Source organism: Flavivirga eckloniae, from assembly GCF_002886045.1.
Taxonomy (GTDB): Bacteria; Bacteroidota; Bacteroidia; order Flavobacteriales; family Flavobacteriaceae; genus Flavivirga; species Flavivirga eckloniae.
In genome coordinates this window covers 3,187,670-3,211,725 of sequence record NZ_CP025791.1, presented here as the reverse complement: position 1 = coordinate 3,211,725, position 24,056 = coordinate 3,187,670, and the positions used below count along the sequence as shown (strand labels likewise).

Annotated in this window: 18 protein-coding genes; 11 read left to right on the top strand and 7 right to left on the bottom strand. The window is 35.9% G+C overall.

Going from position 1 to position 24,056, the window contains the following annotated elements; genetic code table 11:
- Positions 1-68: 68 nt before the first annotated feature.
- From dinB to C1H87_RS13270, 6 genes are all read left to right on the top strand, one after another.
- On the top strand, positions 69-1,166 hold the full coding sequence (gene dinB / locus C1H87_RS13295) for a DNA polymerase IV (protein WP_102756283.1): 1,098 nt from the start codon (positions 69-71) through the stop codon (positions 1,164-1,166).
- Between the two features lie 141 nt (positions 1,167-1,307).
- Entirely contained in the window at positions 1,308-1,874 is a 567-nt protein-coding gene (locus tag C1H87_RS13290; RefSeq protein WP_102756282.1) for an RNA polymerase sigma factor, read from the top strand.
- A gap of 9 nt (positions 1,875-1,883) precedes the next feature.
- On the top strand, positions 1,884-2,351 hold the full coding sequence (locus C1H87_RS13285) for a hypothetical protein (RefSeq protein WP_102756281.1): 468 nt from the start codon (positions 1,884-1,886) through the stop codon (positions 2,349-2,351).
- Positions 2,352-2,378: 27 nt separating this feature from the next.
- Complete coding sequence (locus C1H87_RS13280) at positions 2,379-3,272, top strand: hypothetical protein (protein ID WP_102756280.1); 894 nt, start codon at positions 2,379-2,381, stop codon at positions 3,270-3,272.
- Positions 3,273-3,319: 47 nt separating this feature from the next.
- Entirely contained in the window at positions 3,320-3,775 is a 456-nt protein-coding gene (locus C1H87_RS13275; protein WP_158655221.1) for a hypothetical protein, read from the top strand.
- 119 nt (positions 3,776-3,894) lie between these two features.
- The gene (locus tag C1H87_RS13270; RefSeq protein ID WP_102756278.1) at positions 3,895-4,770 is read left to right on the top strand and encodes a hypothetical protein; all 876 of its coding nucleotides are present in this window, start codon (positions 3,895-3,897) and stop codon (positions 4,768-4,770) included.
- A 117-nt stretch (positions 4,771-4,887) separates the two neighbouring features.
- On the opposite strand, the gene pyk is transcribed toward C1H87_RS13270, so the two are convergent.
- The 5 genes from pyk to C1H87_RS13245 all read right to left on the bottom strand — a co-directional run bounded on the left by pyk (position 4,888) and on the right by C1H87_RS13245 (position 9,277).
- Entirely contained in the window at positions 4,888-6,330 is a 1,443-nt protein-coding gene (gene pyk, locus C1H87_RS13265; RefSeq protein WP_102756277.1) for a pyruvate kinase, read from the bottom strand.
- Entirely contained in the window at positions 6,330-6,815 is a 486-nt protein-coding gene (locus C1H87_RS13260) for an IPExxxVDY family protein (protein ID WP_102756276.1), read from the bottom strand. Before C1H87_RS13260 ends, pyk begins: the two co-directional genes overlap by 1 nt.
- Before the next feature lie 120 nt (positions 6,816-6,935).
- Positions 6,936-7,676 (bottom strand): ribonuclease III, encoded by a 741-nt coding sequence (gene rnc / locus C1H87_RS13255; protein ID WP_102756275.1) that lies wholly within the window; start codon positions 7,674-7,676, stop codon positions 6,936-6,938.
- A gap of 94 nt (positions 7,677-7,770) precedes the next feature.
- A complete protein-coding gene (gene fabF, locus C1H87_RS13250) occupies positions 7,771-9,021 on the bottom strand; it encodes a beta-ketoacyl-ACP synthase II (protein ID WP_102756274.1) in 1,251 nt (416 codons plus the stop codon).
- Between the two features lie 22 nt (positions 9,022-9,043).
- Positions 9,044-9,277 (bottom strand): acyl carrier protein, encoded by a 234-nt coding sequence (locus C1H87_RS13245; RefSeq protein WP_008269813.1) that lies wholly within the window; start codon positions 9,275-9,277, stop codon positions 9,044-9,046.
- A gap of 273 nt (positions 9,278-9,550) precedes the next feature.
- Between C1H87_RS13245 and purN the strand changes: the two genes are divergently transcribed.
- The 5 genes from purN (at position 9,551) to C1H87_RS13220 (ending at position 14,619) form a co-directional block, all read left to right on the top strand.
- Entirely contained in the window at positions 9,551-10,129 is a 579-nt protein-coding gene (gene purN, locus C1H87_RS13240; RefSeq protein ID WP_102758264.1) for a phosphoribosylglycinamide formyltransferase, read from the top strand.
- 6 nt (positions 10,130-10,135) lie between these two features.
- The gene (locus C1H87_RS13235) at positions 10,136-10,831 is read left to right on the top strand and encodes a cyclase family protein (RefSeq protein WP_102756273.1); all 696 of its coding nucleotides are present in this window, start codon (positions 10,136-10,138) and stop codon (positions 10,829-10,831) included.
- An 11-nt stretch (positions 10,832-10,842) separates the two neighbouring features.
- Positions 10,843-11,484 carry a ribonuclease H1 domain-containing protein gene (locus C1H87_RS13230; RefSeq protein ID WP_102756272.1) on the top strand — a complete coding sequence of 214 codons (642 nt, stop codon included), beginning with the start codon at positions 10,843-10,845 and terminating at the stop codon, positions 11,482-11,484.
- Between the two features lie 115 nt (positions 11,485-11,599).
- Positions 11,600-12,526 (top strand): PfkB family carbohydrate kinase, encoded by a 927-nt coding sequence (locus C1H87_RS13225; protein ID WP_102756271.1) that lies wholly within the window; start codon positions 11,600-11,602, stop codon positions 12,524-12,526.
- 194 nt (positions 12,527-12,720) lie between these two features.
- Positions 12,721-14,619, top strand: a complete 1,899-nt coding sequence (locus tag C1H87_RS13220; protein WP_102756270.1) for an amidophosphoribosyltransferase — start codon at positions 12,721-12,723, stop codon at positions 14,617-14,619.
- Positions 14,620-15,372: 753 nt separating this feature from the next.
- Here the strand turns inward: C1H87_RS13220 and C1H87_RS13215 are convergent.
- Both C1H87_RS13215 and C1H87_RS13210 read right to left on the bottom strand, forming a co-directional pair.
- Positions 15,373-16,305 carry a PorP/SprF family type IX secretion system membrane protein gene (locus tag C1H87_RS13215; protein ID WP_102756269.1) on the bottom strand — a complete coding sequence of 311 codons (933 nt, stop codon included), beginning with the start codon at positions 16,303-16,305 and terminating at the stop codon, positions 15,373-15,375.
- Positions 16,306-16,309: 4 nt separating this feature from the next.
- Entirely contained in the window at positions 16,310-24,016 is a 7,707-nt protein-coding gene (locus tag C1H87_RS13210) for a BspA family leucine-rich repeat surface protein (RefSeq protein ID WP_102756268.1), read from the bottom strand.
- Positions 24,017-24,056 lie beyond the last annotated feature (40 nt).

Below are 24,056 nucleotides of genomic sequence, written 5' to 3'. Positions count from 1 at the left end.
TTGTTAATTTTATTCAAATCTCATAAAATTGAGAACCCTGCCTTCGCAAGAATGCCTAAATTTACAGTATGTCTGGCGATTTACCAATACGAAAAATCATACACATAGATATGGATGCATTCTATGCTTCTGTAGAGCAAATGGATAACCCTGATCTTAAGGGAAAAGCCATTGCTGTTGGCGGTGGTGGTAAACGAGGAGTTGTTAGTGCCGCAAGCTACGAAGCCAGAAAATTTGGTGTAAAAAGTGCCATGGCTGGCAACTTAGCATCTAAATTATGTCCGCATTTAATTTTTGTAAGACCCCGTTTTGAAAGATATAGTGAAATTTCAAAACAGGTTAAAAGCATCTTTTACGATTATACCGATTTGGTAGAACCGCTTTCTTTGGATGAAGCTTATTTAGATGTTACCGAGAACAAAAAAGGAAATCCAAGTGCTTCTTTAGTTGCTAAAGAGATTCGTGAACGTATTCTTAAGGAAGTCGGATTAACGGCTTCGGCAGGAATCTCAATTAATAAGTTTATAGCTAAGATTGCCAGCGACTATAATAAACCCAACGGACAAAAAACCTTGAACCCCGAAGAGGTTATCGAGTTTTTAGAAAAACTGGATATTAGGAAGTTTTATGGTGTTGGTAAGGTGACAGCGGAGAGAATGTATCAAAAAGGTATTTTTACTGGGGCAGATTTAAAAAGTAAATCGCTGGAATATCTGGATAAGAACTTTGGGAAATCTGGGCGTTACTATTACTATATCGTTAGGGGGGTTCATAATAGTGAAGTAAAACCAAATAGAATACGTAAATCGCTAGCAGCGGAGCGTACATTTAGCGAGAATCTATCCAGTGAAGTTTTTATGCTTGAAAAACTAGATCATATTGCAGAAGAAGTATCGCGGCGTTTAAAAAAGAGTGAAGTTGCCGGAAAAACAGTCACATTAAAAATTAAATACAGTGACTTCACATTGCAAACCAGAAGCAAAACACTGCCCTATTTTATAAGCGACAAAAGCATTATTTTAGAAACCGCTAAAGGTTTATTATACCAGGAAAAATTGAATAACTCCGTCCGACTACTGGGAATTTCCTTGTCAAATTTAAACACTGAAGTCAAGAAAAAACCAGAACAAAAAAGCGTGAGCGTACAATTAAAATTCGAGTTTTAAATTCGATATTACAATCTTCAAATTACAACATATTTTAAGTATCAACTAAACTATTCCTCTTTTTAAAGGTCTAACTGAAACAATTAAAGATTATTAACCTGTATTTTCTAAAAATACACTAAGTCTCTTTCAGTTAAACTTTTGATAAACGAAGCCACTTTTGTAAAAGAATTAACGTCTTCCAAGGGTAGAGAAAAAGCCTTTGCAAAACTACTAAACCTTTACCAGGAACGATTGTATTGGCATATCCGCAAACTGGTAATTACTCACGAAAATGCAGATGACGTGCTTCAAAACACATTTTTAAGAGTTTATAAGAGCCTGCCTAATTTTAAGCAAAAAAGCTCGCTTCACACCTGGATGTATCGAATAGCCTACAACGAATCGCTTCGATTTTTAGAGAAAAACAATAAACGCCAAAATGTTCCTATTGATGACATTAACACCTCTTATTTAAACAATTTAGTTAGCGATGTCTTTTTTGATAGTAATGACGCTCAATTAAAACTACAACAAATTCTATTTGAACTTCCAGAAAGGGAAAAACAAATATTTCAAATGAAATATTTTGACGATCTAACTTTTAAAGATATAGAGGAAATTATAAGCGTTAAGGAAAGCACCATAAAGTCTTCTTACTACAATACGGTTAAGCATATTGAAAAAAATTTGCACGCTGTTCAACTTTTTACAAAAACCCAGGTCTAAGTAAATAACATGGATTCAAAAAGCGATAATATAGTACCTAAAGATCAAGTAAATCATCAAAATTTATTTGATAAGCATATGCTAAAGTTACATAAAGAGGAACTGGGATTAAACGTACCGGAAGATTACTTTTCTAAATCCAAGCAAGATATATTAGACAAAATTTCAGAAGAAACGAAGCCTAAAAAATCTGTTTTCTTTTTAAACAAGTCATTTATTTGGTATGCAGCAGCATCTATTATAGTACTTATTGCCATTACGATTATAAAACCCAATAATAGCTTACCTATAGACGATAGTCAATCTATCGTTTCCGATACCATTAAATTATTGGAACAAACCAAATTCGAGAAAGACATTGCTGAGTTTACAGAAAATGACATTTTAATCACGTCTCTTTTTGTAGAAGAAAACGACATTGACGAATTCATTGACAATTATGTTCTAGAAGAAGCTCTGTTAGATGAAGCATTATAATATTAATTACTAATTAAAACCTTTGTTATGAAAAAAAACAAATTTATGGTAGCTATAGCTACGGCAGCACTTACTTTATTTTTCACATCTTGTAATAAAGATGAATCTGTTACAGACGATGCTCTGGAAACTGGAAACGTGCCGGAATTAGTAGCTCTAGAAACCTCTATTGAAGCAGTTGAAAGCACGGCAGACTCTTACAGCTTATATGCCATGAGTTCTTTGGACTTTGAATCGACTACTACCGGTAAATCAGATTCAGAAAAATTACCTCCTGAAAAACGTTGTCATGATCGTTCTGGTTTTTTTCCTGACTGTACTGAATTTTCAAAAGAAGTCACAGACAATACCATTACAATTACAGTATCTTTTCCAGAGAATTGTATAGATAGAAATGGTGATGTTATTTCTGGAACAATTACCATAGTAAAATCTATTTCTGATACAGACAGAACCCGTACAGCGACTTTTACCGATTTCACCATAAATGGTCATGTAATAAACGGAACAAAAACTCATGAGTTTACGGCAGCAAATAACGATGGTAACCCACAAATTAGTGGCTCCGTAGATATCTCCGTAGAAACCGATGAAGGAACTGTAACAAAAGTTGGAACACGATTAGTCGTTATTACAAGTGGAGGAGATACGCATACACATGCTGATGATGAAAAAACCATTACCGGATCACATACATTTACAGATGCAGAAGGAAATACGAGATCGGTTGAAATTACGACGCCTTTAGTAAAACCAGCAGCATGTAAGTATATTGTTGAAGGTGTTAAAACATACACTAAAAATGGAGAAACTTCTAGTCTTGATTATGGAGATGGTACTTGCGACAATGTGGGCACATTAACTGAAGCTGATGGCACGGTTACGGAAATAGAATTAAAAAGAAAAAGAAGAAAGCACTAAGCTTCTAATAAGACACTCTGTTTCGTTAAGAAACAAAAACTTAAGACATGACATTTGTAAAAAAAATTAAATTACTCATGCTTGGCATATTTATAAGCACCGCAAGTTTAGGCGCTCAGGAGAACCTTGATATAGGCAATCTAACTAAAGAGCAGCAAAAGCTTATGCAGGAGCAACGTGACTTAATTAAAGCAAATAGAAAAGCCTTTAAGGCCAGTCTTACTGCAGAACAATTAACCATATTAGAAAATGCAGAACTTTCAAAAGAAGAAAGGCGCAGGGCTTTAATCGTATCATTTACCAAGGCCCAAAAAAATCTGCTTAAAGAGAATAAGGCTAAAGTAAATAGACTTAAAGCACAATTTAGAGCAACTTTTACACACGAACAACGGCAGCACTTACGTACGCGAAATAGAACTAGAAGTGGTGAAGATAGAAATGAATTGCGGGAGTCTATAAGGCGCGATAGAAATAAAAGGAAAAGAGATAACGGCGGTGGTTGATTCTTTGTGTTTTATCCTAAATAAAAAGAAAAGTGGTTGAATAAAACTCAACCACTTTTCCCTATTTATATCTAAAACGATACTACGTCATACTCATGTTAAAGTATAAATGAACATCAATGAGAAACATCTTCTTGGTATTTGCAATATTATCAAACGGTCTATTTTCATACTCACAAGAAAAATTACCCCTTGATAAAGAAAAAGAGGTCGATGAGATTATTGATAGTCTTTTGGAAGACGATATTTTAGATGAGCTGATACAAGGAGTTAGTAGTTTTAAATTTTTATATGCCTCTTTAGGCTATAATAACAATACTTATTTCTCTGGAAGAGATATTGGTATTGATCAATACAACATAAGACCACAGCTTACTTATATAGACTCCAAAGGACTTATGCTTAGCCTGTCTGGGATGTATTATAGTGAATTCGTTCCTAAATGGGATTATACAGCAGCTACTATAGGCTACAACAAAAGTCTAGGCAAAAAGAAGTTGTTTAGGCTTTATACGCTAGCATCAAGATATTTTTATTCTAGCGGAGTGAACAATCCTTTTCTTTATGCTCTAACCTTAGGCTCCGGCATAAAAAACAAACGACGTAATATTGGCACACAACTCTCCGGAACTTATTTGTTTGGGAATGACCATTCATTCCAAATCACATCTACAAGTTACGCGTCTTTTAAATTGTTTAAAACCAAGAAAAGTAGTTTAACATTAAGACCAGAGTTGAGTATTATAGCTGGTATGCAAACTTTTGAGCTAGCGCAAACATCCATTATAAATGGTGTACCGGTTACAAATTATTTAGAAAATAATGTTTTCGATTTAATTAATACCCAAATTAATATTCCATTGGAATTTAGTACAAACTCTTTTGATTTCGAACTTGGGTATAATATAAACTTCCCTTCGGCTATAGGTACGGAATCCAGCCTAAACACAACCGGTTTTTTTAATCTTTCTATGGCCTATTTATTTGATTTGTAGAATTGGCATGCTTTAGTTCTAATATCTTCGCACCACCTTATTCAAATAACAATAAGCTATTGTCATTCCTACATGTGCAGGAATGACAAAAAATATGATTAACCCTTAACTAACTCGTTAAAAGTTACAATTGTCTATCTCGGTAACACGAAGCGTATTTACCATACCTCTATCTTTAATAGGCATTGCAGCTAAGCTAATAAGCATATCGCCTTCTTCTAAATATCCCATTTTACAGGCAATGGCATTTACATCCTCAATGGTTTCGTCTGTACTTACAAACTTATCGTAGTAAAACGTACGAACACCCCAAAGCAAACTAAGGCGCGTTAATATACGTTTATTAGAAGTAAACACTAAAATATGGCATGAAGGTCTCCAAGCAGAAATTTGAAACGCAGTATACCCACTATTTGTTAATGTTGAAATTGCTTTAGCACTTATTTCGTTTGCCATATTAGCGGCATGGTAACAAATAGATTTGGTTATATAACGATTGGTACGTATATGAGGTGGTAACTGTGGTACTTTAATTAAGTTTGAGTCTTCTACACTTTTTAGTATATCTGCCATTTGCTTAATAACCTGTATCGGGTAATTACCAACCGACGTTTCTCCAGATAACATCACGGCATCTGCACCATCCATAACCGAATTCGCAACGTCGTTTACCTCTGCTCTTGTTGGTGTTAAACTAGAAATCATAGTCTCCATCATCTGAGTGGCTATAATTACCGGAATTCTCGCCTTTTTAGCACGTAATACTAATTGCTTTTGAATAAGTGGTACTTCCTCTGCAGGAACCTCAACTCCTAAATCGCCACGAGCAACCATAATACCATCACAATGTGTAACGATTTTATCGATATTCTCTACAGCCTCTGGTTTTTCAATTTTAGCTATAATTGGAATTTTGTAATCGCTATGTTTATTTATTAAGTCACGTAGTTGCATTAAATCTTCGGCATGACGAACAAATGATAAAGCAATCCAATCTACACCTTGGCTAATAGCAAAAATAGCATCTTCTATATCTTTCTCCGTTAAGGCTGGTTGCGAAATATTCGTATTAGGAAGATTTACCCCTTTTTTAGACTTAAGTGGTCCTCCTTGAATAACGCGGGCAACAACCTCATTATCCTTGTTAGTTGAAACGACTTCAAAAATTAATTTTCCGTCATCTAAAAGAATACGTTCTTCTGGTTTTGCATCTTGAGGAAACCTTTCATAGGTCATGTAAACACGTTCCTTCGTTCCTTCAAAACGCTCTCCTGTAGCAAATATAATTTCGTCTCCTGGGTGTACAACAACCTCTTCCTTCATTACGCCAACACGAAGCTTAGGACCTTGTAAATCTGCTAAAATAGCAGCGGTAAAACCAAACTCTTCATTTAATTCCCGTATCATTTTAACACGTTCGGCTACATCATTATAATCGGCATGAGAAAAGTTTATTCTAAACACATTAACACCTTCTTCCAGCATTCCTTTTAAAACTTCCTTTGTACTTGTAGCAGGTCCTAACGTTGCTACTATTTTTGTTTTCTTTGTTATCGACATTAGTTAAAAATTAAATTGTCTTTAGATTTCAATTGATTTACGTCAATACTATAAGCCGTGGCAATTTGCGGGGCTTTTAATATGTTATTTAAAATGTATTTTTCTTTACTAGATTTTACTTCGTTATCTATCTTTAAAAAATAATTTACTGTTTTATATTCTGGTACTAAATATGCTATCCTCGTTATTTTTTCTTCAGAATCAAATAACGACTCATTTGCACTTTCCCTATAAACTTCCATTTTACAAACATTGGAAACTAAATTCCAAATGGTTTGCTGTTTTTTATCTTCCCACTCAAAAATTGAATAGGTAGATTCTCCGTTTTGATAATCTAAGTCTAATGGCTTTCTAATAAGACTTATTCCTAAGAACCTATTTAAAAGATACGCTAAACGATAGTCTTCAAGCGTGCAATGAATTGCTACTAAAGTATATAAGTCCTCTTCAAAAATATCGTTTAGAATAAGTTTGTGTATAGCCATGACTTATATTTAACGCGGTAAATATAGTATTTATAACCTTCAATTGGAATACGTTTAACCTTAACTTAATAACAAAACAAACGAAAACGTTATAGTTCTGAACTTTTATCTATGAAAGTTTTAAATCATTTTAGACATTTTGCTCTGGAAGGCAAAAAAAGCGCGTTTTGAAGCTTTTTCTTCTGCTTTTTTCTTTGAAGTTGCACGAGCTTTTGCAACAATTTTTTCATCTATGGAGAGTTTTACCGAAAAATGTCTAACATCATCATTTCCAGTATCTTCATACACATTGTATCCAAATGTTTTCTTTTCTTTTTGGCACCATTCAATAAGTAAACTTTTGTAGCTAATAACTTTACCTTCTAAAGTTTCAATATCTACATAAGGAATAATAACACGTTTGTATATAAACTTTTCGCAAAACTTATAACCCTTATCTAAAAAAATAGCACCTATTAGGGCTTCAAAAATGTTACCGTGTATATTGTCTCCAAACTGACCTGGAGGAATTTTGCTTTCAACTAGGTCTATTAAATTTAAGTCTTTACCCAGTTCGTTTAAATGCTCCCTACTTACAATTTTAGAGCGCATTTTTGTTAAGTACCCCTCGTCACCACTTGGCACTTCTAAGTACAAATGTGACGCTATTACAGCACTTAACATGGCATCACCTAGAAACTCAAGCCGTTCATAATTAATAGCATTTCCTTTGCTATCTTTTAAATTCATGGACCGGTGTGTAAATGCCGTTTTGTAGAATTTAATACGCTTGGGCTTAAACCCAAGTGTCTTACTTAATTCCATAAAAAAATTCCCGTTGCGTTTAAAACGGGAATTTAATATGTTGCGAATGTTTTTCATCTGATATATACGTTATTTTAATGTCAGATGTAACAAACCATGTTTTATTTTACTATACTTCAATATCACTATGGTTTATTTCATTCGGGATTCATTAATCTATTTTCTTAAATACCATACAAGCATTATGTCCACCAAATCCAAATGTATTACTCATTGCCACTTTAACGTCGCGTTTTTGAGCTTTATTTAAAGTTAAATTTAATTCTGGATCAATGTTTTCATCTACTGTAGTATGGTTAATAGTTGGAGGAACAATACCACGTTCCATGGCTAATATAACCGAAATAGCTTCAATAGCACCTGCAGCACCCAATAAGTGCCCTGTCATTGATTTCGTTGAATTTATATTTATGCTCTTAGCATGGTCTCCAAAAACTTTAGAAATAGCTTTAAGTTCTGCCACATCCCCTAAAGGCGTAGAAGTACCGTGCGTATTTATATGGTCTATATCCTCTGGTTTAAGTCCGGCATTGTTTAAACAATTTCGCATCACTTCAACAACACCAACACCTTCTGGATGTGGAGCCGTCATATGATATGCATCAGAAGATAATCCTCCTCCAGCAACTTCAGCATATATTTTTGCGCCTCTTGCTTTTGCATGCTCATACTCCTCTAAAATTAAAGCACCTGCTCCTTCCCCTAAAACAAAACCGTCTCTGGTTCCATCAAATGGTCTTGAAGCTGTTTCTGGGCTTTCATTTCTAGTAGATAGGGCATGCATGGCATTAAAACCACCCATTCCAGCAATAGTAACTGCTGCTTCACTTCCTCCAGTAACAATAACGTCACAATATCCTAAACGAATAGAGTTTAGGGCATCGAACATCGCGTTAGCAGAAGATGCGCATGCAGAAACTGTTGTGTAATTAGGCCCCATAAATCCATGCTTTATGGAAATATTGGCTGGTGCAATATCTGCAATCATTTTCGGAATAAAGAATGGATTAAACCTTGGAGTACCTTCACCTTCAGCATAGTTTAAAACTTCTTGCTGAAAAGTTTCTAATCCTCCAATTCCTGCACCCCATATAACACCAACTCGCAACTTGTTAACCTCGTCTAGATTTAGCCCTGCATCTACTATAGCCTCATCTGAAGCTACCATAGCGTACTGTGCAAATTTATCCATCTTACGAGCCTCTTTTCTATCAAGAAAATCGGTTGCGTTAAAACCCTTTAATTCGCAAGCGAATTTGGTTTTAAACTTCTCGGTATCATAATATGTTATAGGTGCAGCACCACTTTTACCACTAATAAGACCTTCCCAATATTCTTCTTTGGTATTGCCTATAGGTGTTAAAGCCCCCAATCCTGTGACTACAACTCGCTTTAGTTCCATAAAGTGTAATGCTTATTTTTGCTTATTTTGCCTCTTCTATATAAGAAATAGCTTGACCAACTGTAGCAATGTTCTCAGCTTGATCGTCTGGTATTTGAATATCGAATTCTTTTTCGAATTCCATTATTAATTCAACAGTATCTAATGAGTCCGCTCCTAAATCGTTTGTGAAGCTTGCTTCTGTTACAACTTCGTTCTCATCAACTCCCAATTTGTCCACGATAATCGCTTTTACTCTTGATGCAATGTCTGACATAATATTTTAATTTTAAATTTTAATTTAGTTGGCAAAAATAAAAAACTTTATTTTTAAAACACATGTTTAATATAAAAATGTGTTTGTAATTTACTAAAATTAGTATAAGTATTTATCTTTCACGTCTAAATTGTTAATAATTATTCTTTTTTTTGTTCGAATAATCTTAACATTTTAATTTGCAAGATGAAAAGAGCTTGAAGATTTTGTGAAATAACACTTAATTATTAGCGATTTACATCTCTCTCTAACATGAAAAACACAACGCAACAGGTGAAACGTATCGTAATATTTGCCTCTGGAAGTGGTACCAATGCAGAAAACATAATTAGGTTTTTTAATAACAGTGATAATGTGTCTGTTATTCAAGTCCTTTCCAACAATCCACACGCCAAAGTTTTAGACCGTGCTAAAAACCTTAAAGTAAGTGCACTCTCTTTTAATAGAATAGCATTTACAGAAACAAATGATGTATTAAACATCTTAAAGGCTTCTCAACCCGATTTAATCGTTCTTGCCGGTTTTTTATGGAAGTTCCCTGAACTTATTTTAAACGCATTCCCAAATAAGGTTATTAATGTTCATCCTGCTTTGTTGCCTAAATATGGAGGCAAAGGCATGTACGGCATGAACGTACACAAAGCTGTTGTTGCCAATAATGAAGCCGAAACGGGTATTACCATCCATTATGTTAATGAGAATTATGATGAGGGCGCAATTATTTTTCAAGCAAAATGTGCTGTTAATACTTCTGATACGGCTGAAAATGTTGCTACAAAAATTCATGAACTGGAGATGGAACATTTTCCTAAGGTGGTAGAAAAGCTATTGTTTTCTCAAAAAAGCAACTAATTTGCAATGGTCGAAATTATTGATTTAAGCCAAGAAATCTTTGAAGGCATGCCTGTCTTTAAAGACCTACCGCAAGTTAAAATGAGCGTGCACAATACACATGAGGAATGGGACGGTATTATAAATCCTGAAACAAAAACGCCTGCCGTACATAAATTAGAACTTGGCGAACATACAGGAACCCATGTTGATGCCATAAACCACATGGCTAAAGAATATAAAGGACAATCTATAGATAAAATGCCTTTATCTATGTTTTACACCGAAGGCATATGCCTAGATTTTTCGAACAAAAAGCTCAATGAACTAATTGAAGTAAAAGACTTTAAAAATGCCTGCGCAAATCAAAATTTAGAAATTAAAGAAAAAGATACTGTATTAATTTATACAGATCATTATAGAAATGCCTTTGGAACCGAAAATTGGGACAAAGGCCCAGGTATTTCTGCCGATGCAACAAGATGGTTGGGCAATAAAAAAATTTCGGCTTTTGGCGTTGAAACCATGTCTCCTGGAGTTCGTGGCGTTTCCAACAAAAAAGTACATTATATATGTGGAGAATTAGGCTTTACACATTATGAAAACATGATAAACCTATATAAATTAGTTGGCAGAGGACGGTTTCGTTTTATTGGTTTACCTTTAAAAATTAAAGGAGGAACTGGTTCACCTGTTAGGGCTGTTGCCGTTTTTGAAAAATAGAAACTACCTCAATGTCAAAAAAGAAAAAGAAATACTATACCGTTTGGAAAGGGCACCGCACTGGTGTTTTTGAATCCTGGAATGACTGCAAAGCGCAGATAAAGGATTTTCAAGGTGCGCAATATAAATCGTTTTCAACATTTGATGCCGCAAAAAAAGCATTCAAGGGTAATTATAAAGACTATATTGGAAAATCCTCGAAATTTAAAAGTGAACTTTCTAAAGAACAATTAAAAAAAATAGGGCAACCTAATTACAACTCTATATCGGTTGATGCGGCTTCAAGTGGAAATCCTGGAAAAATGGAATATCGTGGCGTTGATACCAAAACAAAAAAACAACTCTTCATACAGGGGCCATTTGAAGAAGGAACGAATAACATAGGTGAGTTTTTAGCTATTGTACATGGTTTAGCCTTACTTAAAAAAAACAAAAGCGATCGTATTTTATATACCGACTCCAGAACTGCTATAAGTTGGGTAAAAAAGAAAAGCTGTAACACTAAATTAGAACGCACTGATAAAAACAAAGCACTTTTTGAATTAATCGATAGAGCTATAGATTGGTTAAAAAACAACAGTTATAAAACCGTTATTGTTAAATGGGAAACAAAAGCCTGGGGAGAAATCCCTGCAGATTTTGGAAGAAAATAAACCTGATTCCCAATCGGATTCCTATAATAAACGAGACTAAAAACATTCCAAAAAAATTATTCTTGAATAAGTACTCAAAAGACTTATCTTTGCAGAAAATTATCAGGTCTCTTTTATGAGTAAATTAGTAATAGTTGGCACGGTAGCTTTTGATGCTATTGAAACGCCTTTCGGTAAAACCGATAAAATTCTCGGCGGTGCCGCAACCTACATTGGCTTATCTGCCTCACAATTTGATGTAAACTCTGCAATAGTATCTATAGCTGGTGATGATTTCCCTCAAGAGTATTTAGATTTATTATCAAGCAAAAACATAGACATTTCTGGAATTGAAATCGTTAAGGAAGGAAAAACATTCTTTTGGAGTGGTCGTTATCACAACGATATGAATTCTCGCGATACCTTAGTTACAGAATTAAATACGCTAGCCGATTTTAATCCTGTAGTTCCAGAAAATTATCGTGATGCGGAAATTGTTATGTTAGGAAATCTACATCCTATCGTCCAACAAAGTGTTTTAGATCAAATGACGACTAAACCTAAACTAGTTGTTCTGGATACTATGAATTTTTGGATGGATTGTGCTTTAGATGATTTGCTTAGCGTTATTAAAAATGTTGACGTTATTACCATAAATGATGAAGAAGCAAGGCAATTAACAGGAGAGTACTCTTTAGTTGTTGCGGCTAGAAAGATTCACGATATGGGGCCTAAATATGTGGTTATTAAAAAAGGAGAGCATGGCGCATTATTATTTCATAATGATAGTGTATTTTATGCTCCTGCATTACCTTTAGAAGAAGTCTTTGACCCAACAGGGGCAGGAGACACTTTTGCTGGTGGTTTTTCAGGGTATCTTGCAAAAACAGAAGATATTTCGTTTGAGAACATGAAAAACGCTGTTATTTATGGTTCTACTTTAGCCTCATTTTGTGTGGAGAAGTTTGGAACCGAGCGTATGGAGAATTTATCGAGTAAAGAAGTACATCAGCGCTTAGTGCAATTTAAACAACTAACGCAGTTTGAAATAGAATTAGCATAATACAAACGCGCTCTAAAATAGAGCGCGTTTTTAATTAAAATAAAACTCCAGAATATAGCTATTTTGGAATCAAAAAATTTCATTCCTACGGGATCGCTAAACAAAGTTGAAGCGAAAACTGGAATATAATTATTTATTATTTACACGAGTTGTATTAAGCAAGTGTAAGCGAAAGCAAAAAAGGGTTACATTATATGAGCGATGTTTTAAAACATGAATGTGGTATAGCAGTTATAAGACTTTTAAAACCACTGGAATATTATAAGGAAAAATACGGAAGTGCATTTTATGGTGTAAATAAGATGTACCTCATGATGGAGAAACAACACAACCGTGGTCAAGACGGTGCTGGTTTTGCAAGTATTAAATTAGACACAAATCCAGGTGAACGCTATATAAGTAGAGTGCGTTCTATAGCACAGCAGCCTATTCAAGATATTTTTGCCCAAATAAACGAAAGGGTTAACAACGAATTAACGGCACATCCCGAGTATACTAATGATGTCGCTTTACAAAAACGAAACATCCCATATATAGGAGAGGTATTATTGGGACATGTTCGTTATGGAACTTTTGGTAAGAACAGTGTAGAAAGTGTACATCCCTTTTTAAGACAAAACAATTGGATGCACAGAAATTTAATAATGGCAGGAAACTTTAACATGACGAATGTTAAAGAACTTTTTGCTAACCTTATTGAACTAGGTCAACATCCAAAAGAGTATACCGATACCATAACCGTTATGGAGAAAATCGGTCATTTTTTAGATGATGCTGTTAGTAAAATTTATAAGGATTTAAAAAAGGAAGGTTACAATAAGAGAGAGGCTTCCCCGCTTATTGCAGAACGTCTTAAAGTTGGCAAAATATTAAAACGTGCCGCAAAAAACTGGGATGGTGGTTATGCTATGGCTGGTCTTATTGGTCATGGTGATTCTTTTGTTTTAAGAGACCCTGCTGGTATTCGTCCGGCATATTATTATAAAGATGATGAAGTTGTTGTTGTAGCATCAGAACGACCTGTTATTCAAACCGTGTTTAACGTAAAGTTTGAAGATGTAAAAGAATTAGATCCAGGACAGGCCATTATTATTAAAAAATCGGGAGAGGTACGCTTTAAGCAAATATTAGAGCCTTTAGAAAGAAAATCTTGCTCCTTTGAACGTATTTACTTTTCAAGAGGTAGTGATGCAGAAATATACCAAGAGCGTAAGATGCTTGGTAAACTATTAATGCCTAAAGTTCTTGAGGCTATTAATAATGATACAAAAAACACTGTTTTCTCTTATATTCCTAATACAGCAGAAACATCCTTTTTTGGTATGATTGAAACTGCCGAAGCTTATATAAACAAAAAGAAAACACAAACTATATTAAGTGGGCAGCGTTCGCTTTCGGCCGAAAAAGTAACCGAAATCTTATCGGAACATGCCCGAATTGAAAAAATTGCTATTAAAGATGTTAAGTTAAGAACATTTATTACCGAAGATAGCAGTCGCGATGATTTAGTAGCTCACGTTTACGATGTTACTTATGGCGTTATAAAACCAGAAGACAATTTGGTTATTATAGATGACAGTATTGTTAGGGGTACTACATTAAAAATGAGCATTTTAAAAATGCTTGATCGCTTAAACCCTAAAAAAATAATTGTAGTGTCTTCTGCACCACAAATTAGATACCCGGATTGCTACGGTATAGACATGGCTAACTTGGATAGTTTAATTGCTTTTAGAGCTGCCTTAGAGCTATTAAAGGATATAAATAAATACCATATTGTAGAAGAGGTTTACGACAAGTGTATTAGCCAAACGGATTTAGACGATAAACACGTACAGAACTTTGTAAAAGAAATTTACGATCCTTTTACCGACGAAGAAATCTCCAACAAAATTTCTGAACTATTAAGTGATGCGAGTATCAATGCGGAAGTCAAAATTATTTTCCAATCTGTTGAAAATTTACATAAAGCTTGTCCAGAGCATTTAGGAGATTGGTACTTTACAGGAAATTATCCTACCGTAGGAGGAAATAGAGTTGTGAATAGAGCTTTTATTAACTTTTTTGAAGGGAATAACGAACGTGCATATTAATTATTAATTTGTTGGAATTTTCCCCATAATTCAGAAAAAAATACATTTAATCTTAAAAATACGCCGTTCATCTAAAAAATAATCAAAATATCTAAAATACACATAACTTGGTCTCACCATAACATAAGTAGGTTAAGTTCATGGTAGATTTGGGGCAAAAAAAGGTGAACATCTGTTCACCTTTTTTTATGCAATTCAGTTTCTTCATTGCTCTTTTTTTTAATATTTATTTCATTATTTTTTTATCTTAAAACAATGCGAATTCTGTTTAAGAATTCAAAATGTTATTTTGGGGAAATTCTGGAAGAATTTAGCACTTCGACTTCTGCTTATTTTGTCTCCTTCGACTACGTTCGGCATAAACTTAAGTAGAATGACTTAATGGCGTTATAGAGAAGCTTTTTTGTGAAAAATTTATTTAGCTCGTCTGTTTGCAAACCCACTTTAAATATATCCCGAACCTAACTCAGGACACACCACCATAAATTTTCTTATCAAAGATTCATGTTAAAACAGCTTCAAAAAACCGTTTAAGCTAATATATTCGTCGTTTAACTAATTTATTTCAAGAATTTTAACAAACTATATACATTAGCATCACCATAACATAAGTAGGTTAAGTTCATGGTAGATTTGGGGCAAAAAGGTGAACACTCGTTCACCTTTTTCATTTTGCTTTATTTTAAAGCAAAATGGTCCTCTACAAAGACCCCAAAATCTTAATTGAAAAACCTTTATACAGATGTTAAACCCTTAATCAATTCTATATCCATTTCCAAAACGGTAATTTAGTACAAAGCCATGTGTATTTCCCAACGGAGAATCGTTAGTTGCCATATTATAGTTGTAAACAAAACGTACGCTTTTAAATAAATAAATCCCTAATAAAAGATTTATGGAAGAACTGGTTCTGTATCCTGCTCCTACTTCAAATTTATTTTTAAAGCTTACTGCTAAGTTTATATCGGCTTGTACCGGTGCTCCTTCTTCGTATTTTAATAACAGATTTGGCTTTATCATCAATTCCTGATAACGGTTATTAAAAAAACGGTAGCCTAAATAACCGTAATACGGATTTACTAAATTTAGATTGTCTCTTGAAGCTAATGATTCTCCCAAAATATTTGGAGTTGAAAATCCTAAATAAAATGATGCATGATTAAACAAAAAGCTAAACCCTAATGTTGGAATGCTTGTATTAATGTTTTCATCAAACATGGGATCATCTGTAATGCCTAGCTCTAGTAAATTGTCTTGATATTGTTGCAAACCAGCTGTAATACCAAAAGATAGTACTCCCGGATAGTAGTGCTGCCAATTAGGGCGGTTATTCTTAAAATCGAAAAATATCTTATATGAATATGCTCCGAAAAAATTGGTAGATGTGGTTACCCCGATTTCATCCCTAATAATTCCAGCACCAATTCCCATTTTATCTCTACCAATAGATCCATGTCCGCTAAGTGATAAGCTTCTTGGACTTCCTTCAAACTGATTAAAATAACCCGAATTACTTATAGACATTTCTGCATCGGGGGTTAAACCAGCATATGCAGCATTTATAATGAAGGGGTTGTAATTGTACTCGGAGAACAATGGTGTTTGTTGTCCAATACAGATGCTCGTTCTTAAAATAAAGAATAGCAAAACAGCCGCATAAGCGGAAATATTGTTTTTTATAACCATTGTATTAACGCTTAATTACTAAAAATCCTTTTAACTTTTTCAGGTTATGGGTTCCTCCCGATATTTTAATATCGAAAAAATACGTTCCGTTGGGCAATGTGTTCGCTCCCATCTGTTTGAGCGCATTGGCCTCCCCCCTAAATACTTTAGAATTGTTATCATAATTTGAGATAGAAAAGACCATATCGCCCCATCTGTTGTATATGTTAACCGTGTTCTGTGGGCTATTTTCTATACCTTTTATTTCCCAAAAATCGTTAATACCGTCCCCATTGGGAGAGATTCCATATTTAGATTCTGCCAGAGGGTCTACCAATGTTTCCGTGGTAAAAGATTCCTCACTGCATCCATTGGCATCTCCAACCATGTTATATGGAATAATCGTTATGTAAATAGTAGTACTTTCTGGAAGGTCTGTAGCTAAAACTAAATTTGATACATTCCCTACATCCTGACTGTCTATAATATCGTGAGTTCCTGAGGCAGTTCCAACAGAAATTTTATAGCCTGTTGCACCTACAACCGTATTCCAACTTAAATCGGTATCTATGGCTACATTGGCTCCACCATTTAGCGGACTCGATAATGTGGTACAATTGGGTATTGTTGCCAATGCCTCTGTAGTAAAAGACTCTAGACTACATCCGATAGCATCTCCACTTACGTTATAAGGAATTACGGCAATATAAAGTGTAGTACTCTCGGGTAGATCGAAAGGAAGATCGTAAGTTGTTAAGTTCCCAACATCCATATTATCCAAAATATCTGATGAACCTGAAAGCGCCCCTATCGTAATCCGATATCCAGTGGCACCGGTAACAACATTCCAACTCAAGTTAGAATCAACGGCTACATCTGTAGCGTTATTTAGCGGATGAATCAAAGTAGTACAAGCAAGTAATGCTCCGGTAGTAAACGATTCTTCGCTACATCCGGTGGCATCTCCAACCGCATTGTATGGAACAATCGATATATGAACGGTTGTGTTTTCAGGAAGGTCGGTTGTTAGATTATAGCTAGTAGTATTTCCAACATCCACATTGTTCAAAATGTTATTAACCCCTCCTGGTGTTCTTGCCGAAATTCTATATCCGGTTGCCCCTGTAACGGCGCTCCATTCTAAATGGGTATCGACTGCAACGTTTGTAGCACCATTTACAGGGCCGGATAAAGTCGTACAAGCTGGTGCGGTAGACAAGGTCTCGGTAATGAATGATTCCTCAGTACACCCGGCAGCATCACCTACGGCATTATACGGTATAACGGTGACGAAGATCATGCTGTTCTCAGGTAGATCGGTAACCAGATCGTAAACGGTTGCATTGCCCGCATCGTGCCCGTTTAATATGTCTGTCCCTCCGGAAGAGGTCCCCACGTTGAGCTTGTAGCCGGTCGCTCCTGCAACGGCACCCCAGCTCAAATTCGTGGTTATTGCTACATCGATAGCACTGTTCAATGGACTCGATAGTGACGTGCAGGTCGGTGAAGTTGGCAAGGTCTCGGTAGTGAACGATTCCTCAGTACAACCGGCTGCGTCTCCTACGGCATTGTACGGTATAACCGTCACGTAGATCGTACTGTTCTCCGGTAGATCGGTAACCAGATCGTAAACGGTTGCATTGCCCGCATCGTGTCCGTTTAATATGTCCGTTCCTCCGGATGAGGTTCCCACGTTGAGCTTGTAGCCGGTCGCTCCTGTAACAGTGCCCCAGCTCAAATTCGTGGTTATTGCCACATCGGTAGCATTGTTCAACGGACTCGATAGCAGCGTACAGGTCGGTGCGGTTGGCAAGGTCTCGGTAGTGAACGATTCCTCAGTACACCCCGCAGCGTCTCCTACAACATTGTATGGTATGACGGTCACGTAGATTGCACTATTCTCCGGTAGATCGGTAACCAGATCGTGGGCGGTTACATTGCCCGCATCGTGGGCGTTTAATATGTCCGTACCCCCGGAAGAGGTCCCCACGTTGAGCTTATAGCCGGTCGCTCCTGCAACGGCCCCCCAGCTCAAATTCGTTGTTATTGCCACATCGGTAGCATTGTTCAACGGACTCGATAGCGACGTACAGGTCGGTACGGTAGGCAAGGTCTCGGTAGTGAACGATTCTTCAGTACAACCGGCTGCATCTCCTACAACATTGTATGGTATGACGGTCACGTAGATTGTACTGCTTTCTGGTAGATCGGTAACCAGATCGTGGGCGGTTACATTGCCCGCATCGTAGCCGTTTAATATGTCCGTCCCTCCGGAAGAGGTTCCCACCTTGAGCTTGTAGCCGGTCGCTCCTGTAACAGTGCCCCAGCTCAAATTCGTGGTTATTGCCACATCGGTAGCATTGTTCAACGGACTCGATAGCAGCGTACAGGTCGGTGCGGTTGGCAAGGTCTCGGTAGTGAACGATTCCTCAGTACACCCGGCAGCGTCTCCTACAACATTGTATGGTATGACGGTCACGTAGATTGTACTGCTCTCAGGTAGATCGGTAACCAGGTCGTGGGCGGTTACATTGCCCGCATCGTGCCCATTTAATATGTCCGTTCCTCCGGATGAGGTTCCCACGTTGAGCTTGTAGCCGGTCGCTCCTGCAACGGCCCCCCAGCTCAAATTCGTTGTTATTGCCACATCGGTAGCATTGTTCAACGGACTCGATAGTGACGTACAGCTTGGAGCTGTTGCTGGAGAACTCCCCGTTCTAAAACTTTCTTCGGTACAGCCTGTAGCATCACCTTCATCGTTATAAGGAATAACGGTTACAAAAATCAATCGATTAGGTCTTAAGTCATCTAGTAAATCATAAGTTGTTACATTACCAACATCGATATTATTGAGAATTTCTATACCTCCTCCAGTAGTACCTACTGTTAACAAATAACCAGTAGCATTCGCTATAGGATTCCAACTAAGATCGGTATTAATTGGAACATTAGTAGCTCCGCTTAAAGGACTTGTTAAGTTTGTACATATTGGAGGAACTGGAATTATTTCTGTTGTAAAACTTTCTTCTGTACATGAAGTTGCATCTCCTATAGCATTATATGGTATTATAGTTACAAAAATAGTTGTGTCCTCAGGTAAATTAGCGGGAATATTGTATGTCGTTACATTACCAACATCAACATTATTTATAATATCACTAGCGCCTGAAGCAGTACCTGCTGTAATACGATAACCGTCGGCATTTGCAATAGCTAACCATTCTAAATTTGAATCTACAGCTATATCAATAGCTCCATTAGCCGGCATTGTTAAATTAGTACAGTCTGGCACGGTTGGAATAACACTACTTGTAATTTCAAAGCTTTCTACAGTACAAGCAGTGGCGTCACCTTCATCATTAAATGGTATTAATGTTACAGAAACCGTTTCGCCACCTGAAAAATCAGTAGGAAATTCATATGAGGTGTCTGTAACAATTACATTGTCAACTATCGTAATATTTCCAGGATTGGTTCTTACTGTAAGCCTATACCCTCTTGCATAAAGGGTAGGTTCCCAACTTAAGTTTGTGTTTACAGGAACATTGGTATCTCCATTTAATGGGGCAGAAAGTTGCGTACACACAGGAATGGGGCAATCTAATATATCACCAACAATAGACCAACCATAATTGTCAATCATAGATTGCCTTTCTTCCAATGCATCACAATACGGCAGTCCTCGAGCCCCTAACCCGACTCCTGCTGTTAATATTTGTTTTGACCACGCTATTAAAGTGGTATCATAGTTTTCTCTTGTTAAAGCAGTATTATCTAGCATATTTCTCATGTCTGAAACCTGACTAACATTCCAAGTACTAAATTCCTGATCTAAACTAGTCGCGTTTTCAAACATGGAACGCATACTCACAGTGCCTATATTCCATCGATCAAAAGATTGGTTAAATGCCGTCGCATTTCTAAACATGTAATCCATATTTGATACACCAGGAACTCTCCAGCCATTAATAGTTTTATTAAAAGTTGTAGCACCATCGAACATTTGAGACATCGTAGTAACTCCTCTTACATTCCATTTATCTATTAATTGATTAAAAGTTGTAGCACCATTAAACATTTGTCTCATGGTTTTAACAGATGCAACATTCCAAGTATTCATGGGTTGATTATAGGCCAAGGCATTTCTAAACATAGCTTCCATAGTTCTTACAAAGGAAACGTTCCAGCCATTTATATTTTGATTAAAAACGGAAGCGCCACTAAACATTTCTGCCATAGTTAAAACTTCTCCAGTCTTCCAATCTAATGGTTGATCAAATACGATCGCATTTTTAAACATAGCCGCCATGTTTGTTACTGAGGCTACATCCCAATCATTTATAGGTTGATTAAATGCTTGTGCATTCTCAAACATCGAATTCATTAAGGTAACGGATGATACATCCCAAATACTAATGGGTTGGTTAAACTGCGATGCATTTTTAAACATAGAGCTCATATTTGCAACAGCACTTACAATCCAATCATTAAGAGGTTGATCAAAGACTTTAGTATTTTCAAACATGGAAGACATATTTACAACAGAATTAACCTCCCATTTATTTAAAGGCTTATTAAAAGCTTCTGCATAGCGGAACATTTCTTTCATATTGATCACATTTGTGACATTCCAAGAATTTATGTTTTGATCAAATACTTTGGCATTATTAAACATAGACTCCATAGTTGTGACCGATGATACGATCCATTTGTCTAGAGGCTGGTTAAATTGCAATGTATTTCTAAACATAGAATGCATATCGGTTACTTTCTTTACATCCCAATCATTTATAGGTTGATTAAATACTTCTGCACTCTCAAACATACTAGACATGTTAGTGACATTACCTGTTGTTTTCCAACCATTTAATGGTTGATTAAATGCCTTTGTATCCGAAAACATACCAGACATGTTAGTCACACTGCTTAAATCCCAACTACTTAAAGGTTGATTAAAAACCTGCGTAGAGCCAAACATATAACTCATATTTGTAACATTACTTACAACCCAAGAATCAATATTACTGTTAAAAAGAGTTGTGCCATAGAACATTGACGACATATCAGTAACATTGTCTACCTTCCATTTATCTAGTGGTTGATTAAATGATCTTGCTGAGTAAAACATACCAGACATATTTGTAACATTACTTACATCCCAAGAGTTAATATCTCCATTAAATTTAGAGGCTCTAGAAAACATATGTGACATATTTGTTAATTTTGATAGATCTGGTACATCAGTAGCTTTATAGGTCATATTACTACAATAATAAAAAGCCTGTCTCATAGATTCCCATTGCTGTGTTCCCCATTGATCTATTGATAATAGTTTGGATCTATCAGAAAAAGCATTAGAATAGTGTGCTGGATATGTTCCAATAATAGATACCGTATAAATTCCTGGTTTTAGGTAAGTATGCGTTATGGTGTTGGTAACGTTATGATCAAATTGATCATCTCCCCAATCTATAGAGAAATTGTGTTTTAAATACTCGGGGTATCTCCCCGAAGCATCTATCCTAAGTTGGTTTGTAGCCGTTATCCCTGGTAAAGAAGTGTCATAAGTAAGTTTAAAAGCATCAGGGCTATTTACCCAACTCTCAACCACTTTAAAACTCTCCTCAGTACAGCCTATTGCAGGTCCCGATGCATTATAAGGTTTAACCGTTATAAAGACTTCATCTCCAGGAGTAAAATCGGTTGTAAAATCAATACCAACAACGTTACCATAATCCTTATCCGTATATGTCGTTTTAGTAATTCCGCCATTTACTACTTTAAGATCTACCCTGTAGCCAGTTGCTCCAGGTACAGGTTTCCATACTATATTGGTATTTGCAGGCGCATTTATCTCTCCATTTTTTGGAGAAACTAATGAGGTACATATAACAAAAGGGCAGTTTATTATATCGCCGCTAATTTTCCATTTAAAATCATCGATAAGCTTTTGGCGGGCTATACGTCCATCACAATATTTTAAGTTAGTTGCCCCTAAATTTACGTTAGAGCTAACAGATTGTAATACCCAACCCTGCAAGGTCTTATCATAATTAGCTTGTGAGAGTCCTGAATTAGAAAGCATGTTGTGCATCCTATTAACTTTAGCAATGTTCCAGCTACTCAGATCTTGATCAAAAGAACCAGCGTTAATAAACATAGAAGACATCGTGCTAACATTACTAGTATTCCAATTATTAAGTGGTTGATTAAAAACAACCGTAGTGCCATCAGAAGCGCCAAACATACTATTCATACTTATTACTGAATCCGTTTTCCAACCATTCAAAGGTTGGTTAAAAGCTAATGCGTTATAGAACATCGATGACATACTCCTGACATTGCTTACATTCCAACCCCCTATGTCTTGATTAAATGCCTTTGTATAACTAAACATACTATACATATTAGTTACATTACCAGTTTTCCAATTATCAAGCGGTTGATTAAAAACAGTAGTGCTTCCAAACATACCTCCCATATCTGTAACCGAGGTTACATCCCATAAATTGAGCGGTTGATTAAAATCTCTGGTTCCATAAAACATTTTTTCCATAGATTTAACAGCGGTCACAATCCATGATTCAAGGGGCTGATTAAAAGCAGATGCATAACTAAACATTTCTTCCATATTCGTAACTGCGGTAACAACCCATAAATCTAACGGTTGATTAAAAACATAAGCTCCATTAAACATGCCTTGCATATTTGTAACAGATGAAACGTCCCAACCATTTATATTTTGATTAAACTGTTCACAATTCCGAAACATATAAGACATATTTGTAACCTTACTTACTTTCCATTTATCTAAAGGCTGATCAAAATCCATAAGCCAATAATACCCATCAAACATGCTAGACATATTGGTCACATTATTTACGATCCAATCGTTTAATGGTTGATTAAAAGATGTTGCCCTTTGGAACATACCAGACATATTGGTCACATTGTTCACAATCCAATCACCAAGTGGTGAATTAAATTTTTTAGCAGAGGCAAACATACTAGACATGTCTGTGACTTGAGTTACAGTCCAATTGTTTATATTTTGATTAAAATCAGATGCAGATCTAAACATACTAGACATATTGGTAACTAAAGCTGTATTCCAATTATCTAAGGGCTCATTGTATAAAGTGGCTCCCATGAAAGTTTCAGACATATCGGTTACATTGCCTGTTTTCCATTTATCTAAAGGCCTATTAAAGGTTGAAGCTCCTGCAAAAATCCCTGAGATATCCGTTATTGTAATAATGTCCCAATTATTCACAATCCCGTTAAAGACCTTCGCATTCTTAAACATATTTTTAAGAGTTGTTACTTTCGAAAGATCAGGACTATCAATAGCATCAAAGTTTAAGTTTTCACAACCATAAAAAGCATTTTCCATGGTTTGCCACTGAATGGTTCCCCATGCCAATATTTCTATAATCTTATTTTTATCGCCTGTATTATTAAAATAAATCGAAGGGAAGTCTCCACTTATTTCTATAGTATACTTACCTGGGCTTGCATAGGTGTGTGTAATATCCCCAGTTACATTGGTGTCCGATGTGCCATCCCCCCAATTTACAGCATAACTATAAGTGTAACTTGGGTTTGTTGGGATAACAACTTGATTAGAGGCCGACCCGTCTGGCTTCTCAGTATCCCAAATAGAGTTAAACGACTGCCCGGATAAATGATAACAAAACAGTATTAGAAGTATTGTGAGAGTATTTTTAATCATGATATATATTTTAAATCAATCTATAATGAAGTCAAATAAG